The organism is Candidatus Poriferisocius sp. (assembly GCF_965214065.1).
In the GTDB taxonomy this organism is placed as follows: Bacteria; Actinomycetota; Acidimicrobiia; order Acidimicrobiales; family Bin134; genus Poriferisocius.
The window spans coordinates 629,535-649,434 of sequence record NZ_CBDCAT010000027.1 but is presented as its reverse complement, the minus strand read 5'-3'; the positions used below and the strand labels follow the sequence as shown (position 1 = coordinate 649,434).

Sequence of the window (19,900 nt, the reverse complement as noted above, 5' to 3'; positions counted from 1 at the left end):
TAACCGTCAAAAGTTGAGGGTATTCCACTCAATTTTCTTTCGGGCGGGTGACCATGCCCAAAGAGGCCAACGCGGCGACCCCGGAGATGATGGCTAGAACAGTGAAGAACGTGTCGTAATCATCCAGGTCACCTCCCAGCATGGCCACACCAGCTGCCACCCCCACCGCACCGCCGATACGGATGAGGGTTTGCACGGTCCCTGCCGCCAACCCCAGCTGGCCTGGGGGCACCCCGAAGGCAATGGCGCTGTTGACTCCGGGAAATGCGGTGCCCACCCCAAATCCCATCAGGAGTGCAGCAGGGAACCACACTGCGGCCCATTCCCTCTCCGGTCCGGCGAACGCCGCCACCCACACACAGCCCAATGCGATGCAGCCTGCGGCGGGAACCATCACAACCCGATGGCCGAATCGCTCCATTATCCGCCCGGTGGCGTACCCCACTGTGCTGGACGCCGCAGTGAGCGGCGTGAGCAGCAGCCCAGCCTCCAGCGTGCTGTACTCCCACGGCCCTCTGAGGAACTGCACTAGGGCCAAGAAGATGCCGAAGAATGCCACCCCAACCAGTGCCGCCACCACTGCGGTGGAGGCAAACACCCGGTGGCGAAACAGGGCGAGGTCGATCACCGGCGACGGGTGCCGGCCGCAACGGACCACGAATGCCGCCATTCCCACCACGGCCGCCGCGAACGCCCCGATGACCCGGGGATCGCCCGATCCCCATTCATTGAACTGCACGATCCCCAGCACCAACGCCGCCGTGCTGAGCCCTGCCAAGACCACCCCGACCATGTCGGGCAGCTCGGCGTCCTCGTACGCCGTCGATTCTGAGATGAGGCTGCGGCGGGCCAGCACCGCCACCCCCACCGGGGCAACCAGGAAGAACCCGGCCCGCCACGAGGCGAACTCGATGGCCAGCGCCCCCAAAGTGGGGGCGAGTGAGGCCACCACCCCGGCCACGGTGGACCACACCCCCACAGCGATAGCCCGCCGCTGAGGACCGAGGGTGGACATCACCAGGGCCAGGCCGGATGTGATGAGGCTGGAGCCGCCGAAGGCCTGGTAGCACCGGGCCGCGATCATGGCCGGTACATTGGGCGCCAATCCCACAGCGGCCGAGCCGGTGACGAATATGGCGATGGCCCATAAGAACACCCGCCGGTGGCCGATCCGGTCGGCCAGTCGCCCCGCCGGTATGAGCAGGGCCGCCACCATGATGTTGTAGCCGCTTATAACCCACGACACCTGGGTGGCCGGGGTGTCGCTGAACGTGTCGGTGATCTCCGGGTAGGCCACGAACATCAGCGTCACGTCCAGGGAACTGGCTGCCGAGGCCAGCGAAACCAGCCACACCGCCTTCCATTCCCGGCTCACTGGTCACGACGGTACTCTCAAGCCATGGACACCACGCCCGTCATCATCGAAGTCGCTCTCAACGGCACCACCACCCGAGACCGCAACCCTCATGTGCCCATCAGCCGAGAGGAGCTGATCGACGAGGGGCTGGCCTGCATCGAGGCCGGGGCCACCATCGTCCACTGCCACATCGCCAACATGCGGGTGCCGGCTGCCGAGGCCGCCGCCGAGTACCGGGCCACCTTCGAACCGTGGATAGCAGCCGACCCCGACGTGCTGGTGCTGCCTACGCTGGGGTGGGGACAGAACATGGCCGAGAAACTCGGCCACCTGGATTATCTGGCCGAAGGGGGATTACAGCGGCTGGGATTCATCGACCCCGGTTCCATGATCTTGGGCAAAGCCGGAGCCGACGGGCTGCCCGACCCAAACAGCTTCGTCTATGTCAACTCGTTCGCCGACATGGAGGTGGCCATCGAGCAGTGCAACCGGCTGGGCCTGGGCATGCACTTCGCCATCTTCGAGCCCGGATTCCTCCGCAACGTGCTCTCGTATTGGCGCTACGGCCAGCTCACCCCCGGATCGTTCGTGAAGTTCTACTTCGGCGGGCCGGGCGGCTACTTCGCCATCGGCGACAGCGTGAGCTTCGGCCTGCCCCCCACCGAGAAGGCCCTGGACGCTTATCTGGAGATGCTGGAGTTGGTCGACTGCGATCTCCCCTGGTTCGCCGCGGTGGTGGGCGGCGACCTCATCGACTCTCCGATCTCCAGGCTCACCCTGGAGCGAGGCGGCCACCTCCGCGTGGGCCACGAGGACTACGCCGGCGACCGCCCCCGCCCCAACCACGAGCTGGTAGCCGAGGTCGCCGCCCTGGCAACTGAGACGGGCCGCCCCGTAGCCACCTCCACCCAAGCCGTCGAGATCCTCGGCCTCCCCGCCCGCCAAACCGCCGGGGTCTAGCCAAGAGCGGAGTTTTACGACGGTTTGCAAAAGTATGCGCACTTCAATTGCGTTTTTCTAAAGCGTAAACCTTACGTTATAATTTCTCTGTGGACCCCAGCGACCTAGAGAAAATTATCGCAGCAGGAGAGACATACACCGTCGAATTCAAGAGCGACGCCAACGACGACGAACTCGTTGAGGCCGTCGTTTGCCTTGCCAACGGCGACGGTGGATGGCTCCTCATCGGCGTCAGTGACAACCGAGATGTCATCGGTGCCCCACCCCGACATGGCAATACGACGCATAGCCAGCGGATTGTGGCCCTCGTCTCCAACAAGACCACGCCTTCTCTTGGTGTCGAGGTCAGCGTTGTGCAGCTCGGCAGCAAAGATGTCGTGGCTATAAACGTGCCCAAGGCGTCAAGGGTTGTCGCAACGACCTCGGGCCGCTATTTGCGCAGGGCTACCGATGTGCACGGAAAACCCGAATGCCTGCCCATGTCCCCTCATGAGATCCAGACCCGAGCCAGTGCGCTGGGGGCGCATGACCTTTCCACGTTGCCTCTCGCCAATCTTTCTGTTGAGGATCTAGATCCTGCCGAACTTGACCGCTTTCGCAACCTTGCAGGAAGCGGCGGAGATTCGGTCCTATCAAACCTCTCCGACAACGATCTGTTGTCTGCCCTTGGATTTCTATCTGTCAGCGAAACTCCGACGCTAGGTGCAGCCCTCTTGTTCGGCACTCCAGACGTGCTTGATGCTTTTGCTCCCACCCACGCTGTCATCTTCCAGGCGCTTGATTCCCATGACGCCGTTCTGGCCAACCGCAACCTGCGAGCACCACTGATCAGAGCCATGCTCGAGTTGGTCGAAGCGGTGATGCCCCATAACCCTGAAGAGGAAGTTCAAGACGGGCTTTTCCGTCTAGGCCTTCCCCGCTTCTCCGAAGTCGCGATCCGAGAGCTGATTGCCAACGCCTTCGTTCATCGCGACTACTCCCTAAGCGGTCAAATCCGCGTGGCTGTTGAAGACACAACGCTCTCAATCAGCAGCCCGGGTGGATTTCCCGAAGGCATCACAATCGATAACCTCCTCACCGCGCCGCCACAAGCACGAAACCCCCTGGTCGCCGATGCCTTCAAGCGAGCCGGGCTCGTAGAACGCACTGGCCGGGGCATCAATCGCGTCTACCACCACCAGCTGGTTCTCGGGCGACCACAACCCGACTACTCACGTTCAAATCGAGCATGGGTTGAGGTACGGGTTCCAGGCGGGGCTGCCGATCGAGAACTGGCAGTCTTCGCAGCCGCCGCGGCGCGTGATGACAACGTCCTAGACCTTCGAACTCTCCAAGTTCTCCATGAAGTGCGCTCTGAAAGTCGGATTGCTTCAGAGCGCGCTGCCGAGCTATTGCATATCGCATTGGCCGAAGCACGATCAGCACTAAACAATCTGGTCGAGCGAGGACTGCTCGAGGCCCGCGGCGAGGGCAGAGGGCGCACCTATCACCTGGCTGCTGAACTCTATCGAGAAATCGGTGAGCCAGCCGCATATGTGCGCAGTCGCGGATTCACGCCAATCCAACAAGAACAAATGGTGCTGACCTACACCGCTGAGCACGGGTCTATCGGGAGGAGTGAAGCGGCCGAGCTCTGTAGACTCTCCCCAGACCAAGCCTCACGCCTGTTACGACGGTTGGCCGCTGAGGGCGCACTCCGCATGACTGGCCAACGCCGAACCGCCCGCTACCTCCTTGCATCTGACACCTCCGCATAGCAGCATCGACGTCTCCTGACCTTCCACGGGGTACGCAAAACCCCGAGCTCTGAAACGACGGTGGAATGGCGGTCGAGACGGACGGCACCGGAATTGAACTCGTTCAGGCATCGATCGGCATCGGCAGTTATGAAACGCGGCTACCGGTCAAAGCTGGATGGGTCGATACGGGCTCGGCCCCGCTTGGTCTCTGCTCGACGGCGCTTTTCGTCGAGGCGTCGCCGTCGAGCCCGCCGTGACGGGCGGGTCGCCTTGCGGGGCTTGGCGGTTACCAGCCCGCGGCGAAGGCGCTCCTCCAGTCGGTCAAGGGCAATCTCGCGGTTGCGAGCCTGCGATCGGGTGTCGTCAACCACCACTCGCAATTCGTCGCCCAGCCGGTCGATCAGCTGCTGGCGGACTTCGGGAGCCATGTCGCCAGCCGCGCCAAGATCGATTGTCGCCTCTACCCGGGAATTTGCCCGATTGGCGTGCTGGCCTCCCGGTCCACCCGAAGGATCAAAGCGCCAGACGACCGCCGACACCGGCACTATCCCACCCGAAAATGAGAGCACCCGATCCACCCCACCGACCCTACCGCCGGGAGCCAAGCGCTCTGCGGGTTCCCCTGTGCCGATGCTGCCTTCTAGGGTTTGAGACATGGCCAGCACTTACCTAGATCGTGCCCGTGAGCTTCGCTCGCTTATCGACGAGAATGCCGCCAAGACCGACGGGATGCCCATTCCCCAGGAGACGATCAACGCTTTGGTTGATGCCGAGCTGCACAAGGTGATGGTGCCAGACGCGGTAGGCGGGCTCGAGCTACCGGTCAACGAGTGTATCGACATCTGGACGGAGATCTCGCGCGCCGACGGCTCGGTGGGCTGGTGCCTGATGGCTAGCTGTGCGGCCACGGCCTACTTCGCAGCCTGGTGCCCCGATGAGCATATCGACCGAATGTTCTCCGATGGGGTGCCTATGTCGGCCGGGCAGTTCGCCCCCAACGGCACCGCCACCCCCGACGGCGACGGCTTCCGCCTCAACGGCCGCTACTCGTTCGGCAGCGGCATCAACCACGCCCAGTGGGCCGGCGCCGGGGTTTTCACCGAGGAGCCCGAGGGCGCCGACCCACGCTTCTTGTTCGCCATCTACCCGGTGGAGAAGGCCCAAATCACCGGCAATTGGGATGTGATGGGCCTCCAGGCCACCGCCAGCTACGACTACACCCTCGAAGACGTCTACGTGCCGGCCATCTCCACCTTCGACATGTTCGACCTCACCGTGTACCGGGGCGGACCCCTCTACAAACTGGGCGTGATGCCGCTCACCGCCGCCGGCCACGCCGGATTCGCCATCGGAGTGGTGCAGCGGGGACTCGACGAACTGCTCTCGGTGGCCCGCTCCAAGCACCGCATGGGAGATGCCGCCCCCCTGGCCCAAAACGACCGCTTCGTTCACGAGATCGGAGAGCTGGAGTCCCGCTTTAGGGCCGCCAAGGGCTGGCTCCACGAGACCTTCGCCACCGCCGAGCGCAACGTGGTGGAGACCGGCACCGTCGACCCCATGGACGTCATTCTCACCCGCCAGGCCACCGTGTTCGTCACCCAGGAGGGCGCCGACATCCTGCGCCGGGCCTACCTGTTAGCCGGCACCGATGCCCTGCGATCCGGTGGCCTCCAGCGGGCCTTCCGAGACATCCACGCCGGCACCCAGCACGTCTTCGCCGGCACTGGCCCCGCCCTAGAACTCGGCCGCGCCCTCCTAGACGCCGCCCCCGACAACCCCCTCGACGCCTGAGAGCCCACGGAAAGAAGGAAATCCCATGAGCGCTGATCTGTTTGAACGGTTCAAGGTGATCGACGTGGACACGCACTTGACCGAGCCGCCGGATGTTTGGACGGCGCGGATGCCGGCCAGCTTGCACGACAAGGTGCCCCATATTGAGCGGGTGGACGGGCGGGACACTTGGGTGGTGAACGGGGAGTCGCTGGGGTCGCCGGGCTATTACTCGATGGCCGGGTTCGACGGTCTCATGCCCTTGAAGATCCCCGAGACCTACGACGAGATCGCCCCGTCGATGTACGACGCCGGTGCCCGGCTGGAGTTCATGGATAGCCAGGGCATCTGGGCCCAGATCCTGTATCCCAACGTGGGTGGGTTCGGAAACGGCTATTTCCTGCGCCTAGGCGACCGGGAGGTGGTGGCCCAGTGCGTGGCCGCCTACAACGACTTCCTCTGTGACTGGACCTCCGCCGCCTCCGACCGGCTCATCCCCATCACTGCGGTGCCGTTCTGGGACATCGAGCTGTCGTTGGCCGAGATCGAGCGGTGCGCGGCGTTGGGCCACCGGGCCATCAACTTCTGCAACCAGCCCCAGGACTACGGCCAGCCCCCGCTGGGCCACCGGCACTGGGATCCCATCTGGGCGCTGGCCCAGGAAGCCAGCCTGGCGGTTAGCTTCCACGTGGGTGGCGGCAATATGGGCACCCTCATGGCCGACGAGGCCGAGATGGGGTGGATGACCAACTTCGCCAAAATCTCGTCGCTCATCTTCTTGGACAACATGCGCTGCATCGCCGATCTGATATTCGGCGGGGTGTGCCACCGGTTCCCCGATCTGCAACTGGTGTCGGTGGAGAGCGGCGCCGGTTGGATTCCACCGGCCCTAGAGGCGTTCGACTGGCAGTGGCGCAACGGCGGCGTCCACCTGGAGCACCCCGAGTACGACCTGCTGCCCAGCGAGTACTTCGAGCGCCAGATCTACGGCTGCTTCTGGTTTGAGCAGGCCGGTGCGGTGAACGCCATCGAGCAGTTTCCAAACAACATCCTCTACGAGACCGACTTTCCCCATCCCACCTGCCAGCACCCTGGCCCGGCCACCCCCGCCCAATACCCGCGGGACTACGCCGAAGGCGCCCTCGGTGGCTTGAGCGACGACCTGTTGGCCAAGGTGCTCCACGACAACGCTGCTCGGGTCTACCGCCTGGACTGACTCAATACCCAAACCCGCCGGTACGCTGAGCCGATGGCCCTCGTAGTTCCTGCGGCAACCGTGACCGACGCGTGCGGTCCCGACCCGGGGTTCTTCTGCGAGCTGGTCTTCGACAACACCGAGAACGAACGGCTGGCCGAGATCATCGGCTGGGTTGTTGAGCGGCCCCTGCGGATCATCCTCATCCTGCTGGCGGCCTGGATCATCAAGAAGGTCGCCCACAAGGTGATCGACCGGGCGGTGGGCCGACTGGTGCGCCAAAACGAGACCGACACCGAGGAGCAGCTCGAGAGCGCCGGCAAGCTGGACTTCGGCGCCCGGGCGGCCAAGGCCATTAACCGCATCCAAGAGCGCCAAGCCCGCAGCGCCCAGCGGATCGAGACCATCGCTGCGGTGTTGAAGAGCCTGGCTACCGCGCTGATCATGGCCGTGGCCGGGCTGTTGTGCTTGAGCGAGCTCAGCATCGATCTGGCCCCCCTGATCGCCGGCGCCGGTATCGCCGGCCTGGCGGTGGGCTTCGGGGCCCAGTCGCTGGTGCGGGACTTCTTGGCCGGCATGTTCATCTTGATCGAGGACCAGTTCGGGGTGGGCGACGTGGTGGACGTGGGCGACACCTCAGGCACCATTGAAAAGGTCAGCCTGCGCACCACCACCCTGCGGGACGTCAGCGGCGTGGTTTGGACCGTGCCCAACGGGGAGATCCACCGCACCGCCAACCACTCGCAGCTTTGGTCAAGGGCCATCTTGGACATCGGGGTCAGCTACGACACTGACATCGACCAAGCCAGCGAGATAATGAAGGCAGTAGCTGTTGAGCTTTGGCACGAGAACCATCCCGATCTCACCATCTTGGAAGAGCCCTCGGTGTGGGGTGTTCAAGAACTGGGCAACGACGCCGTGGTCATCCGCTTGGTGGCAAAGACCGACCCGAGCGAGCAGTGGGCGGTGGGACGCGTCCTTCGAGCCCGCATCAAGTACGCCTTCGACGACGCCGGCATCGAGATCCCCTTCCCCCAGCGCACCGTGTGGATCCGCAACGAGGACGAAGACGCCGAGCGGGAGTCGCCCCCTTCAGTCGACAGGCGTGAACGTACCGTCGGCACCGGCGACGACGCCGCGCCCGCAGAACTCTCCGGCGACAGCGGCGGCCATGACAGCGGGGGCGGCGGAGACGAGTAGCGTTCGTGCGCCGTCGGCGAACTCGCCGATTGCCACGGCCCGCTCGGGGCCTTCCCGGCCCCAGATCACGGTGTAGGAAACCACTTCGGCCTGCTCGCCGTCGCCAGTGCGGTAGGGCTTGGGCTGGAGCTCGGCGGCCACCGCGTCGGACACGTCCAGGTTTGCGAATGGATGCGCTGGAGGCTCGGCGGACCACAGGCTGGCCCCCTGCTTGGTGATCATCCCGCTGATCGATGTGACCAGTCCGGTAGACCCCGGATCGGCCCGTAGCACCTGGGCCATCTTCACCGCGGCCTGGATCACGTAGTTGTTCAGCGGCCCGCCCGCCCATGTCATGCCTCCGGTCACAGTCAGGTCGCGGCCCAGATCGATGTCCATCTCTCGGGCTTGAGTGCGCACCGCGATGGGGAAGCAGGAATAGAGATCGATGTGGTCGGCCTCGTTGGGGGCCATGCCCAGGTGGTCGCTCAGAGCCCGACCGGCGTGGGCGAAACCCGGACTGCGATGGAGTTCAGGTCGCTCGGTCACCGGCACCATGTGGTTGGACTCGGCCGCCGCCCAGGGAAACACCCAGCGATCCGTGGAAATACCCAGCGCCCGAGCGGTTCCCGCCGAACAGAAGATCAACGCGGCGGCCTGGTCCACGTTCCACTGCGAGTTGTGCCACTTGGTATACGGCCAGGCCAACCACCGATTCCCATTTTCCGGGGTGGCGATCGCCGTCGCATCCAGCCCTTCCCGGAACCAGGCATCGGGGTTGGCCGCGGCGATTCGGGCAAAGCCAGCCCATAGCCCGGCCACCACGGCGCGGTGTTCTTCAATGGTCTGTCCATCGGCGAATCGGCGGGCGTTTTCGATCATGGCGTAGTGGTGGGTGGCCATCACCAGTCCGGTGTCGATCTCGGCCCGGCTGATGATCATCCCGTGGGGGGTGACGAAGTCGTCGGGCTCGGCCCCGCCCTGGTCGGTGTCGGGGGCATCAATGCCGGTGATCGCGGCCCGCAACCCCCGATACTTGGCCTCACCGCCCACCACCGCCACCACGTCAGCGGAGCCCGACGCAATGGCCGCCGCGGTATCGCCCATCACCGCGGTCTGCAAGATGCCCACGTCGGCCAAATGGCTGCGGGCCTGCGGCGCCCCGGCGGCATCGGCCACCCAGCGAGCCGGATCGGTATAGCCCCACGTGCCCTTGGTAACCCTCACCTGGTCGAGCCGACCCAACAACCCGCTGTTGCCCGCATCGCCGGCGGCCGCCGCCAGCGCCTCGGCCATCAGCCCCACGGCCTCTTTAGCCTCAGTGGGGTTATCAAATCGCTGGGCAGCGGTCGCCACCCCCACCAGCACCGGCGTCCTATCGTCGATATTCACGCCCGCACCCTAACGGCCCACATGACGCTGAGACGATGTACCGTCGGGCTATGGAGCAATGGGAACTGATCGCTCGAGAATCAATCCGGGACCTGGTGGCCCGGTACAACGCCAACGGAGACTCGGGACGCTTCGACCAAGTGATGGATCTCTTTGCCCCCGATGCCATCATGCGGACGCCGACTCAGCCCGACAAGTACGGAATCGACGAGATTCGCACGATCTTCACCGGCGCCAAAGACACACTGTCCGACATCGGCGGCGGCACCCCCAAGTACATCCGACACCACACCGCCACCCACCAGATCGATTTGCTCTCACACAACGAGGCACGAGGCCGCTGTTATTACCACGTGATCATGGAACACGGCCTCGACCACTGGGGCCGCTACATCGACCGCTACGGGGTGGTGGACGGCCGGTGGATGTTCACCGAGCGTTCGGTGACCATGGACGGCTACATCCCCGGCGGTTGGGGCGACCACAATGCCTCCAAGAGCCAGGACTATTAGCCGCTTCTACACTTTTCCCACACGCTATACACCTAATAGGTGTATACTGGGGAAATGGACGAGCGAACTCGCACCAATATCGAGCTCGACGACCGACTAATCGACGTGGTGATGCGCCGGTACGGCGTGCGCACCAAGACCGAGGCCGTCCACCTGGCGTTAAGCCGCCTGGCTGGGATGCCCATGACCACCGACGAGATGCTGGCCATGCAGGGGTTTCGGCTCATCGGAGAAATTCCGCCCGACACCGGCCTCCAACCCATCGGATGATCCTGGCCGACACCTCCGCGTGGATGGAGTACGACCGAGGCACCAACTCCCCTGTTCAAGCCCGGCTCGCTGCGCTCATCGCCCATGGCGGTGGCAATGTCGCCGTCACCGAGCCGGTTCTGATGGAGGTGCTGGGAGGGGCCAAAGACGACCAAAGCCACCACCGGCTCTACAACCTGCTGACCTCGGTGTCGTGGCTGGGTGCCGATCCGGTGGCCGACTTCGAAGGCGCGGCCCGCATCAACCGGATCTGCCGATCTCGCGGGGTCGCCCCTCCGGGGTACATCGTATGCATGATCGCCAACATTGCCCTGCGTACTGGGTCAGAGATCCTGTCCGCGGATCAGGACTTCCACCGCGTGGCCGAGCTCTTCCCCCTCAAGATCGCCGCGGTGCCCTAGCAAATTGGTTTAGGGCACCGGAGTGTTGGCATCGAGCACAGCGCCCGGATTGGCCCCGGTGAGCGAGCCCTCAACCTGCGTAAGCACACCGTTGACCGCCGTGGCCCGGTAGCCGCCAGCCGGTCGGCGCAGACGGGGAGCGCCCGAGGGCAGGTCGGATACGAACCCGTCGGTGTCCCACGACAGCTCGTCTAGGTCGAACACCGTCACATCGCCGGCATAGCCAGGCAGCAGGCGACCCCTGTCGTTGAACCCCAAGACCTCGGCCTGTCGGCCGGTGATCTCATACACGGCCCGTTCCAGTTCAAGATCGCCCCGCTCGCGTACGTGGCGGGTGAGCAGCAGAGTGGTGTCGCCCGCCGCGCACATCATCTGCACATGGGCTCCGGCGTCAGATGCACTGATCAGACAGCGGTCGTCGGAGATCATTTCGGCCACTCCATCGGTATCGCTGTTGCTCACCCCCATGGCCACCACCCCAGGCGCCAGGTCGTTCTCCAGAACCCAGTCGGCAAACACATCCGAGGGGTGGCCACCCCTAGCCTCGGCCAGATCGGCCAGCGAACGGCCCAGCCAACCCTCGTTGTCGGGACGGGTCACCGACGTGAACCGCACGTAGTCGGTACGGTGTGTGGGGAATAGCGACTTCTCAGTAGCGTCCCACTCGTTGCGGGCAATCTCCCGCCAGCCGGGGTCGGCCAGCATCTCCCGCCGAGCCTCGCCGGTCACCCCCATGATCTGGTTCCAACCCTTGGGCAGCATCATGAACACCATGGTCTGCTCCCAGCTCACGTTGAAGTCCACCGTGCGGGGGGAGGCGATAGGCCACATGTCACAGCCCTGGTCTCGGATCTCCTGGGTCAGTGCCATGAACTCCTCGGAACGGGTCGGGTTCAGATCGGTGTGCAGCAGCCCATTCCAGATAGAAGTCACACCCCGGGGCCCGAAGATCCCGGCCATGCGGCGAATATCGCCGTGGGGATCGTCGCCGGTGAGGTTGGGGATGAACTCGACCAACCCGTGGCCTGCGTCGGCCAGCACATCGGCCAACGCGCCCAACTCACCGTCGCAGGCCAGCCGGCTCGGCACCGGGCGGCTGCGGCGGTCCAGGTCAAAAAACGATGTGCTGAAGCCATAGCAGCCCGCGGCCATAGCATCGGCCATCTCGGCGGCCATGGCCGCAATCTCGGTGGCGGTGGCCTCCCGAGTCCAGGCGTCGTCGCCCATCACGTAGATCCGCAGCATGGAGTGGCCGATCAGCGAAGCCATATTGATGGCAATGCCTCCCTGGTTCATGGCGTCGCGGTACTGCCGCCACGACCCCCAAGTCCAGGGGATACCCGACTCAAAATCGGCTACCGGCATGTCCTCGATGTAGCAGAACACGTCGATGAGCTCGTCGAGATGCTCCGGCTTGGCCGGGGCCAGCGACAGCGAGCAGTTGCCGATCAGCGCAGTGGTCACCCCGTGCTGAGGCATCGGGTCGCATCCCCGGTCCCAGAACATGGACGGATCCAAGTGGGTGTGGGAGTCGATGAACCCAGGGGACACGTAGCAGCCGCCGGCGTCCAGTTCTGTTTCGCCGTCGGGCTTCAGTCCGGGACCCACCTCGGTGACAACTCCGCTATTGATGCGCACATCGGCAGGCCAGGCCGGAGCTCCTGTGCCGTCGATCAGATTGCCGCCGCGGATAATGATGTCAGCCATGGGCGAAACGATAGATAACGGAAATACCGCCGCTCTCATCAGCGCCGGGGTATTGGTGCGGGAGAGAATGGGGCCATGACTGACCACATCAGCACTGAGGCCCTTGAATCGCTGGCCGCCAAGCAGGCCATCACCGAGGTGATCTACGGCTATTGCCGAGCTCTCGATCGAATGGACAAGGACGCGGCCTATACGGTCTGGCACCCCGACGGGACCGCCGACTACGGCGAGGACATCTTCACAGGAACTGGCCACGAGTTCGTCGACTGGGTGTGGACGGCCCACGCCGCCATGTCCACCCACTCCCATCAGATCACCAACGTGCTGATCCAGATTGACGGGGACCGAGCGGTCAGCGAGGCCTACGTAACGGTGGCGCTGCGCACCCTCCCGTTCGGTGACGGCCCCGAAGCGGCCGACATCTACAGCCGAGGCCGTTACGTCGACCAATGGTCCCGCCGCGATCGGCGTTGGGCCATCGACCACCGCAACTACATCACCGACCACTCGGTGACAATGACCAACTCCACTCCCGACCCCCACGACCCCCGCTCCATCCGCGGTCCTGAAGACCTCTCGGTTGTCCTGTTCGGCTGACGGCCTGCCCTTCTATCGCGCATAGACGAGTTGATCTGATATAGCGATTCGATATAATCGCGGTTCTATGTTGGATCTGGCGGTGCTCGGATTGCTCAAAGAGGGCGATCTTCACGGCTACGAGCTGAACAAGCGCCTCAAGTCCCTGGTCGGCGGATACGCCAACTCCTACGGTGCGCTTTATCCCGCCCTGGCCCGCTTGGAGCGGCGCGGATGGGTGAGTTCCACGGCAGTGGCACCTGACATTGCCATCGACGAACTAGCCGTAGACGGGCACGCTCGCCGCGGCCGAAAGCGCAGCAGCAAGTCCAAATCAGGCCGAACCCGCAAGGTGTATCAAATCACCGAGGCCGGCGAAGACCACCTGCTGGAACTGCTCCAAGAAGACGCCAACAACGAGCGGCGCTTTCGCTTGCAGCTGGCCTTCTGCCGCTTCCTCCCCCCCGACCGGCGGCTGGCTCTCCTCGAGCTGCGCCGAGCCCACCTGGTCAGCCTGCAAGCCATGACTCGCCGCGACCCCGTGCAGACCACCGATCCCTACGTGCGCTCTTTGTTCGAAAGGGACCAAGAGCGCCGAGAAAACGACTTGGTCTGGCTCGACCGGCTGATAGCCGATGAGCGCACCAACCGGCCACAGGAACCGACCGACCGATGATCGACACAATTCGATCCGACTTCCCCCTAGAAGGGCAACCAATATGAGCAACCCCATTCGAATCGCCATCGCCGGTGTCGGCAACTGCGCCAGCTCTTTGGTGCAGGGCCTCTACTACTACGCCGACGCCGAACCCGACGACCAGGTCCCCGGCCTGATGCACGTGGTGCTCGGCGGCTACCACATCAACGACGTTCAGCCAGTCGCGGCCTTCGACGTGGACGCCTCCAAGGTCGGGCTGGATCTGGGCAAGGCCATCAGCGCCGAACCCAACAACACCGTGCAATTCTGCAATGTGCCCGAGCTGGGAGTGCGAGTGCAGCGGGCCCCCACCTTGGACGGGTTCGGCGAGTTCTACCGAACCCAGTGCGAGGAATCACCAGCCGAGCCAGTCGACGTGGCCGAGGCCCTGCGGGAGGCAAGGGCCGACGTGCTCATCTCCTACTTGCCGGTGGGTTCCGAAGAAGCCCAGCGCTACTACGCCGAATGCTGCCTGGAGGCCGGCGTGGCCTTCGTGAACGCCATCCCGGTGTTCATCGCCTCTGATCCGGAGTGGGCCCAGCGCTTCACAGACGCCGGCGTGCCGGTGGTAGGCGACGACATCAAGAGCCAGGTGGGCGCCACCATCGTCCACCGCACCCTGGCCCGGCTCTATGAGGATCGGGGCGTGGAGCTCGACCGCACCTACCAGCTCAACTTCGGCGGGAACATGGATTTCATGAACATGCTGGAGCGGTCCCGGCTGGTGTCGAAGAAGATCTCCAAGACGCAGTCGGTCACCAGCCAGCTCGACAAAGGCATCGCCGCCGACGATGTACACATTGGCCCCAGCGACCACGTCCCCTGGCTGAACGACCGCAAGTGGGCCCACATCCGCCTCGAAGGCCGGGGTTTTGGCGATGTGCCCCTCAACATCGACCTAAAGCTGGAAGTGGTGGACTCCCCCAACTCCGCCGGCGTCATCATCGACGCCCTGCGCTGCGCCAAGCTCGGCTTGGACCACGGCGTGGGCGGCCCCTTGCTCGGCCCGTCGGCCTACTTCATGAAGAGCCCCCCCATCCAATACCGCGACGAGGCCGCCCGCGAGATGGTCGAAGCCTACGCCCGCGGCGACGTCAGCTAGAACGCCACCTCAAGAGGTGGTTGCGGGCCTCTTCGGCAGAGAGGGGGCCGGAGTCGAGGCGGAGGCGGCGGAGTTCCTCGACGGCTGCGCCCACGTCAGGGCCGGGATCCAGTCCAAGAAGGTCCATGATCTCCTGGCCGCCGAGAACTGGGGGGCCGCACAGGTCAGGCTCGGCTTCCAACAGGGCGGCCACGTCGGTGGCCAGCGCCTTCACTGCACCAAGAGCGGTTGCCACGATCACTGCCTTATCCAAATGGAGGTTGGCGTCGACTACCCAGCGGCGCAGCTCGGGCAGGGTTTGGGGAGGCTGGTCAACAATCCGGTGAGCCGCAGCCAATACCGCAGACACTGCCCGACTGACCGCGGTGGTCGCCCGCCGTTTCGACAGGGCGACCCGAACGTCGTCGGGAGTTCCCCCACCGGCCAGCAACGCCGCCAGGCGAGTGATGGGATCATCCCCCACGCGACGAAGGCGATCCAGCGCTGCGGTGCTATCGCCGACCGGACCTAGAACGCGCTCTGCCAGTCCGCTTTTGAACAAGAGCTTGAACCCGGTGCCGGGATCGGGCAAGGCGAGGAGCCGATCCAGCTCATCGCGGATACGTTCGGCGGCCACGATGCTTAGCCGGTCGGCCATCGCAACCGTGGCAGCCACCAGCGGCGGTTCGGCTGAGAGCTCGAACTGGGCCAAGAACCGCGCCGCCCGCAACATGCGCAGGGGGTCGTCGCTGAACGTTTCCTCGGGGTCCAGAGGGGTGCGGAGGCGGCCGACGCGCAAATCATCGGCACCCCCGAAGGGATCGACCAGCTCCCCATCGGGCAGTTCGACGGCCATGGCGTTGATGGTGAAGTCGCGGCGGGAGAGGTCGGCCTCGATGGCGTCGGCAAAGACCACCTCGGGCTTGCGGGAGTCGGGCAGGTACCGCTCGGTGCGGTGGGTGGTGATCTCCACCCGGCGATCGCCCTTTCGGGCGCCGATGGTGCCGAATCGCTCCCCTTGGGTCCACAGGGTGTCGGCCCAGCCTTCCAAGATCGACTTCACCGCGGTCGGCTGGGCGTCGGTGGTGAGATCCAGATCGAAGGCTGTTTCAAGCGGCAGGCCCAGCATCGCATCGCGCACAATTCCGCCCACCAGATAGATCCGGTATCCTCCTGCGGCGAATCGCCCGGCAAGCTCGCGGGCTTCTTCACGCACGGGGGCCAGACGTTCCAGGCTCACGGCAGCAGCGCGGCCGCCGCCACGGCCACCTCCCCACCCGGTCCACCCCCAGTAGCCGGCTCCGGGCGCCAATGCGTGCCAGCCAGAGCGGCTACCGCTGCCGCGGCACAGTCGGCCAGAGCATCCAAGTCGTAGCCCCCCTCAAGAAAAGCGATGCGGCGGCCCGGCGGCACCACGTCGATGATCGCATCGGTAAGGTCGGCGAAATCCCCTGCGGCCAGGCCCAGGCTGGTCAGCGGATCGGCCCGGTGGGCATCAAATCCGGCCGAGAGCACCAGCCAATCGGGGGCGAACGCCTCTACCGCGGGCAGCGCGGCATCATCCCAGCCCTGGCGATACGCGTCGCCGGTGGCCCCCGCGGGCATGGGCAGGTTGATGGTGGTGCCCGCCCCTGACCCCTCACCCCGCTCCAGCAGCCCGCCGGTCCCCGGATAGAACGGGTACTGGTGCCACGACATGTACATCACCCGGCTGTCCTCCCAGAAGACATCCTGAGTGCCGTTGCCGTGATGGGCGTCGTAGTCCACCACCAGCACCTGCTCTCCTCGGTCGGCCAGGGCCTGGGCGCAAACTGCCGCGCTGTTGAACATGCAGAATCCCATCGATCGCACGGGAGTGGCGTGGTGGCCTGGCGGGCGCACCGCGCAGAACGCGGCATCAGCCTCCCCGCCGTCCAGTCCGTCGATGGCGGCCAGCCCGGCTCCGGCGGCCAGTCGAGCCGCCGCCTCCGACTCGGCCGACAGCACCGTGTCGGGATCCAGCCGTCCACCCCCGGCTTGAGCCACCCGGTGAACTGAGTCGAGAACTGACTGGTGGTGAACTGCAAGCAGCTCGGCATCAGTGGCTATCCGAGGCTCGGTCGGAACCAGCGCGTCAGCCAGCCCGGCCCGCTGCACCCCGTCGATCACCGCGCTCAGCCGGGCCGGCCGCTCCGGATGGGAGCGCCCAGTGTCGTGGTCGAGAAAGCGCTCGTCGGTGATCCACAGAACCGACACAGCCCCACGGTACCCCCGCGGCCCCGGCCGTCTCTTCCAATATCCCCGCAGGGCCATTGTTCCTGCACACCACTAGCCTCATTGAAATGTTGGGCCGACGGTCGGAGGTACTCCGGCTTGGGGAAGATCGCCTGCGGCTTAGGCACTGGGCTGGCGAGGCCGGGACAGGCCTGCTCATCCAATTGACTCCCGGCTCGGCGGTGTCCGACGATTCCACAGCCGCCGCGGTTGAATCCGCGGTCGCCCAGGGCTACCACCGTCTGAGAACCTCGGCTCTGTCACACATCGAATCGGAGCCGTTCCTGCGGGCAGGTTTCAGGCCCTGTCAGCAGCTGGCCTTGTTGACCCGGTCCATCCAAAGCGGACTCCCCGACATCAACGGCAGCATCGCCATCCGACGGGCTCTCCGCAGCGACCATCCCTCGGTGCTGGCGGTGGACCAAGCCGCATTCGAACCCTTTTGGCAGCTTGACCAGGCCGGTCTCCGCGACGCCCTTCGAGCTACTCCGTTTCGACATTTCCGAGTTGTCCGCAACAGCGCCAACGCAGCCCTAACAGGCTATGCCATCTCGGGGCGCAGCGGCCCGGCCGGATATCTCCAGCGCTTGGCTATCTCGCCCCACCACCAAGGCCAGGGCACCGGGGCCGCCCTGGCGATCGACGGACTGAGGTGGATGGCTCGCTGGGGGGCAACCCAAGCCTGGGTCAACACTCCCCAGCACCACACGGGGGCGCTCAGGCTCTACGACCAGCTGGGCTTTGAGCTGGTTCCCCCCGGTCTGCAAGTTCTGGAGATGGTCCTTGAGCCTTAGATTCCGTCGGGGACGTCGATTCAGGGCCCTCGGCCTGGTGTTGGCTCTGGTGTTCCTCGCCGCGCCCGCCATCGTGCTTCCGACGGCGTCCGCCCAAAACGGCAACGGCTCCTCCGCAGAAGCCACTCCCTCCATCGAACTGGTTAGCCAAAGCATGTGGGTCGCAGAAGAGGACTTCTTCCAAATCTCCTTCCGACTCCTCAATGCTCCTGGAGATTCCACCGTCGACATCAATATCGGGGTGCCCATCCGGTCTCGCTCCGCTTTTCTGGATCGGCTGGCCGAACCCTCCACGGGACAGGTTCTGCACCAGATTTCCCGGTTGTCCGTTCCGGAGCCTGATGCCAACGGGATCGCGTCGCTGCAAATCACTACCACCAGCGACCAAGAGCGAGAAGATGATGAACCGCTGCTCTTGTTGCCGGCCGAAGGGGTGTACCCGGTAAGCCTTGTTCTTCGGGGTTCCGACGGCACTCGACTGGACACCGTCCACACCTTCCTGGTCCGCACCCCCCGGCCGGACGCCAACCAGCCTCCCCTGTTGGTGGGCACTGTGCTTTTGGTGAGCGGACCACCAGCTGTCGACCAAGAGGGCAACGTGTTTCTGGGGCTCGCGGGGCAGAGCCTGCAAACGCTGGCCGATGTTCTCGACCCCCCGGCTCGACCCCAACTCCAGGCCACGGTCTCGCTCGACCCCCATCTGATCGACGCCCTGGCCATCAGCGATCGGCCCGAACACGCTCAGCTGTTGGCCCGACTCCAACAAGCCACGACCGGTCGCCAAATCGCCAGCAACACCTACGTCCCTCTGGACAGCGATGCGTGGATCGACCAAGACCTCAGTCTCCAGATCGGCTGGCAGATCGAGACGGGGGCAGCGGTGCTGGACGAGCATCTTGGCTCTCAGCCCGATCGCACCATCATGGTGCTTACCACGTCGGCCTCCCCCGAGCTGCTCCAGCGGCTTCAACGAGAACAGGTGGAGCTGTTGCTAGTTCCCGATGCCCTGCTCAATCCGGCCGATGAACTGGTCAGCACGTCGGCCAAAACGTCGTTCCTGCTCCCAGCAATCGACCAACCGGCTCGAGCGGTGGCAATAGACAGCAGCGTGACCGCTCACTTCACCCGAGCCAGCAACACCGAAGCCGCGCCCTACTTGGTGCTGGCCGATCTGGCCGTCCGCTGGTTTGAAGACCCCCAGAGAATCCGGGGGATCGTTTTGGCGCCGCCCCTGGCCTCACTGCCGGATTCGAGTGGGCTGGGGGTGCTGTTGGACGAGATCAGCGCCAGCCCCATCCTCTCACCCATCGACCCCGCCACGATTGCCGAGAGACTCGAACCGGACACCCTTCGAGAGGTGCGCCCCGCCGAGGAGAACGGATTCGGGGAGGACTATAAGGCCGCCTTGACCGACGGCCAGCGCATCGCCCGGTCGTACCAGAACATGGTGGATCCGATCGCCACCGTGGGCACCCCTGAGCGGCAGTTGATCGAGACCTTGGAGCGGGCTCTTCTGCTGTCGGGGGCCTATGGCCTGACCGAAACCCAGCGGGACGCCTATCTGGCCGTGGTAGCCCAGACCGTGCGGGACACCGTGGCCGCCATCCAACCCCCGAGCCAGCAGCGGATCACCCTGACCAGCCGATCGGGGAGCATCCCAATGCTCATTCGCAACAGCCTTGACCACGATGTCATCGTCCGTCTGGACCTCAACAGCGACAAGCTGGACTTTCCTGATGGGGATTCCCGGCTCTGGCGCCTGTCTCCCGGCGTAAACCAAATCCAAGTAGCGGTCCGGGCCAAGACCTCGGGTGACGCCGTATTGGAAATCGGCGTCAACTCACCCACCGGACTGCTGGCTTTGGGCGAATCCCAGCTGACCGTGCGGACAACCTCGTTGTCGGGCACCGGGGTGGGGATCGCGGCCGTCGCGCTGGCCATCTTGATGGTTTGGTGGGCCCGTCACTGGTGGGCCCGCCATCGCTCCAAAACCCAGCCTGCGGAGTAGGGTTTGGCC

The 19,900-nt window shown here is 64.8% G+C and carries 19 protein-coding genes; 13 read left to right on the top strand and 6 right to left on the bottom strand.

The window, feature by feature from the left end; genetic code table 11:
• Positions 1–28: 28 nt before the first annotated feature.
• A complete protein-coding gene (locus tag ACOOGG_RS09490) occupies positions 29–1,375 on the bottom strand; it encodes an MFS transporter (RefSeq protein ID WP_420434590.1) in 1,347 nt (448 codons plus the stop codon).
• Between the two features lie 24 nt (positions 1,376–1,399).
• On the opposite strand from ACOOGG_RS09490, the gene ACOOGG_RS09485 reads away from it, so the two are divergent.
• Positions 1,400–2,317 carry a 3-keto-5-aminohexanoate cleavage protein gene (locus ACOOGG_RS09485; RefSeq protein WP_420434588.1) on the top strand — a complete coding sequence of 306 codons (918 nt, stop codon included), beginning with the start codon at positions 1,400–1,402 and terminating at the stop codon, positions 2,315–2,317.
• Between the two features lie 89 nt (positions 2,318–2,406).
• Positions 2,407–4,074 carry an RNA-binding domain-containing protein gene (locus ACOOGG_RS09480; RefSeq protein WP_420434586.1) on the top strand — a complete coding sequence of 556 codons (1,668 nt, stop codon included), beginning with the start codon at positions 2,407–2,409 and terminating at the stop codon, positions 4,072–4,074.
• Between the two features lie 140 nt (positions 4,075–4,214).
• Here ACOOGG_RS09480 and ACOOGG_RS09475 read toward each other — a convergent pair whose 3' ends face one another.
• Positions 4,215–4,712, bottom strand: coding sequence for a peptide chain release factor-like protein (locus ACOOGG_RS09475; RefSeq protein ID WP_420434584.1), 498 nt, complete (start codon positions 4,710–4,712; stop codon positions 4,215–4,217).
• On the opposite strand from ACOOGG_RS09475, the gene ACOOGG_RS09470 reads away from it, so the two are divergent.
• Genes ACOOGG_RS09470 through ACOOGG_RS09460 form a run of 3 tightly spaced genes read left to right on the top strand, consistent with a single transcriptional unit; the run spans position 4,711 to position 8,221 of the window.
• Positions 4,711–5,847: an acyl-CoA dehydrogenase family protein gene (locus ACOOGG_RS09470; protein WP_420434582.1), complete on the top strand. Its 1,137-nt coding sequence runs from the start codon at positions 4,711–4,713 to the stop codon at positions 5,845–5,847. The genes ACOOGG_RS09475 and ACOOGG_RS09470 overlap by 2 nt on opposite strands.
• Before the next feature lie 25 nt (positions 5,848–5,872).
• On the top strand, positions 5,873–7,042 hold the full coding sequence (locus ACOOGG_RS09465; RefSeq protein WP_420434580.1) for an amidohydrolase family protein: 1,170 nt from the start codon (positions 5,873–5,875) through the stop codon (positions 7,040–7,042).
• 33 nt (positions 7,043–7,075) lie between these two features.
• Positions 7,076–8,221, top strand: a complete 1,146-nt coding sequence (locus tag ACOOGG_RS09460) for a mechanosensitive ion channel family protein (protein WP_420434578.1) — start codon at positions 7,076–7,078, stop codon at positions 8,219–8,221.
• Here ACOOGG_RS09460 and ACOOGG_RS09455 read toward each other — a convergent pair.
• A complete protein-coding gene (locus ACOOGG_RS09455; protein ID WP_420434575.1) occupies positions 8,114–9,592 on the bottom strand; it encodes an acetyl-CoA acetyltransferase in 1,479 nt (492 codons plus the stop codon). The genes ACOOGG_RS09460 and ACOOGG_RS09455 overlap by 108 nt on opposite strands.
• Before the next feature lie 50 nt (positions 9,593–9,642).
• Here ACOOGG_RS09455 and ACOOGG_RS09450 point away from each other — a divergent pair, with 50 nt between their 5' ends.
• The 3 genes from ACOOGG_RS09450 to vapC are packed head-to-tail and all read left to right on the top strand — an operon-like array spanning position 9,643 to position 10,775.
• The gene (locus tag ACOOGG_RS09450; protein ID WP_420434573.1) at positions 9,643–10,104 is read left to right on the top strand and encodes a nuclear transport factor 2 family protein; all 462 of its coding nucleotides are present in this window, start codon (positions 9,643–9,645) and stop codon (positions 10,102–10,104) included.
• Between the two features lie 54 nt (positions 10,105–10,158).
• Complete coding sequence (locus ACOOGG_RS09445) at positions 10,159–10,374, top strand: type II toxin-antitoxin system VapB family antitoxin (protein WP_420434571.1); 216 nt, start codon at positions 10,159–10,161, stop codon at positions 10,372–10,374.
• Positions 10,371–10,775, top strand: coding sequence for a type II toxin-antitoxin system VapC family toxin (vapC, locus tag ACOOGG_RS09440; RefSeq protein ID WP_420434569.1), 405 nt, complete (start codon positions 10,371–10,373; stop codon positions 10,773–10,775). Before ACOOGG_RS09445 ends, vapC begins: the two co-directional genes overlap by 4 nt.
• Positions 10,776–10,784: 9 nt before the next feature.
• Here vapC and ACOOGG_RS09435 read toward each other — a convergent pair whose 3' ends face one another.
• Complete coding sequence (locus tag ACOOGG_RS09435; protein WP_420434567.1) at positions 10,785–12,482, bottom strand: N-acyl-D-amino-acid deacylase family protein; 1,698 nt, start codon at positions 12,480–12,482, stop codon at positions 10,785–10,787.
• 75 nt (positions 12,483–12,557) lie between these two features.
• On the opposite strand from ACOOGG_RS09435, the gene ACOOGG_RS09430 reads away from it, so the two are divergent.
• The 3 genes from ACOOGG_RS09430 (at position 12,558) to ACOOGG_RS09420 (ending at position 14,857) form a co-directional block, all read left to right on the top strand.
• Complete coding sequence (locus ACOOGG_RS09430) at positions 12,558–13,079, top strand: nuclear transport factor 2 family protein (RefSeq protein ID WP_420434565.1); 522 nt, start codon at positions 12,558–12,560, stop codon at positions 13,077–13,079.
• 67 nt (positions 13,080–13,146) lie between these two features.
• On the top strand, positions 13,147–13,734 hold the full coding sequence (locus ACOOGG_RS09425; protein ID WP_420434563.1) for a PadR family transcriptional regulator: 588 nt from the start codon (positions 13,147–13,149) through the stop codon (positions 13,732–13,734).
• Positions 13,735–13,777: 43 nt separating this feature from the next.
• Positions 13,778–14,857 carry an inositol-3-phosphate synthase gene (locus ACOOGG_RS09420; RefSeq protein WP_420434561.1) on the top strand — a complete coding sequence of 360 codons (1,080 nt, stop codon included), beginning with the start codon at positions 13,778–13,780 and terminating at the stop codon, positions 14,855–14,857.
• On the opposite strand, the gene ACOOGG_RS09415 is transcribed toward ACOOGG_RS09420, so the two are convergent.
• Both ACOOGG_RS09415 and ACOOGG_RS09410 read right to left on the bottom strand, forming a co-directional pair.
• The gene (locus tag ACOOGG_RS09415; protein ID WP_420434559.1) at positions 14,850–16,076 is read right to left on the bottom strand and encodes a CCA tRNA nucleotidyltransferase; all 1,227 of its coding nucleotides are present in this window, start codon (positions 16,074–16,076) and stop codon (positions 14,850–14,852) included. The two genes, ACOOGG_RS09420 and ACOOGG_RS09415, sit on opposite strands and share 8 nt — an antisense overlap.
• A complete protein-coding gene (locus ACOOGG_RS09410; RefSeq protein ID WP_420434557.1) occupies positions 16,073–17,071 on the bottom strand; it encodes a histone deacetylase in 999 nt (332 codons plus the stop codon). Before ACOOGG_RS09410 ends, ACOOGG_RS09415 begins: the two co-directional genes overlap by 4 nt.
• A gap of 86 nt (positions 17,072–17,157) precedes the next feature.
• On the opposite strand from ACOOGG_RS09410, the gene ACOOGG_RS09405 reads away from it, so the two are divergent.
• Positions 17,158–17,883, top strand: coding sequence for a GNAT family N-acetyltransferase (locus ACOOGG_RS09405; protein WP_420434555.1), 726 nt, complete (start codon positions 17,158–17,160; stop codon positions 17,881–17,883).
• Positions 17,873–19,891 carry a DUF6049 family protein gene (locus ACOOGG_RS09400; RefSeq protein ID WP_420434553.1) on the top strand — a complete coding sequence of 673 codons (2,019 nt, stop codon included), beginning with the start codon at positions 17,873–17,875 and terminating at the stop codon, positions 19,889–19,891. The genes ACOOGG_RS09405 and ACOOGG_RS09400 overlap by 11 nt, the downstream gene beginning before the upstream one ends.
• The last annotated feature ends 9 nt before the right edge of the window (positions 19,892–19,900 follow it).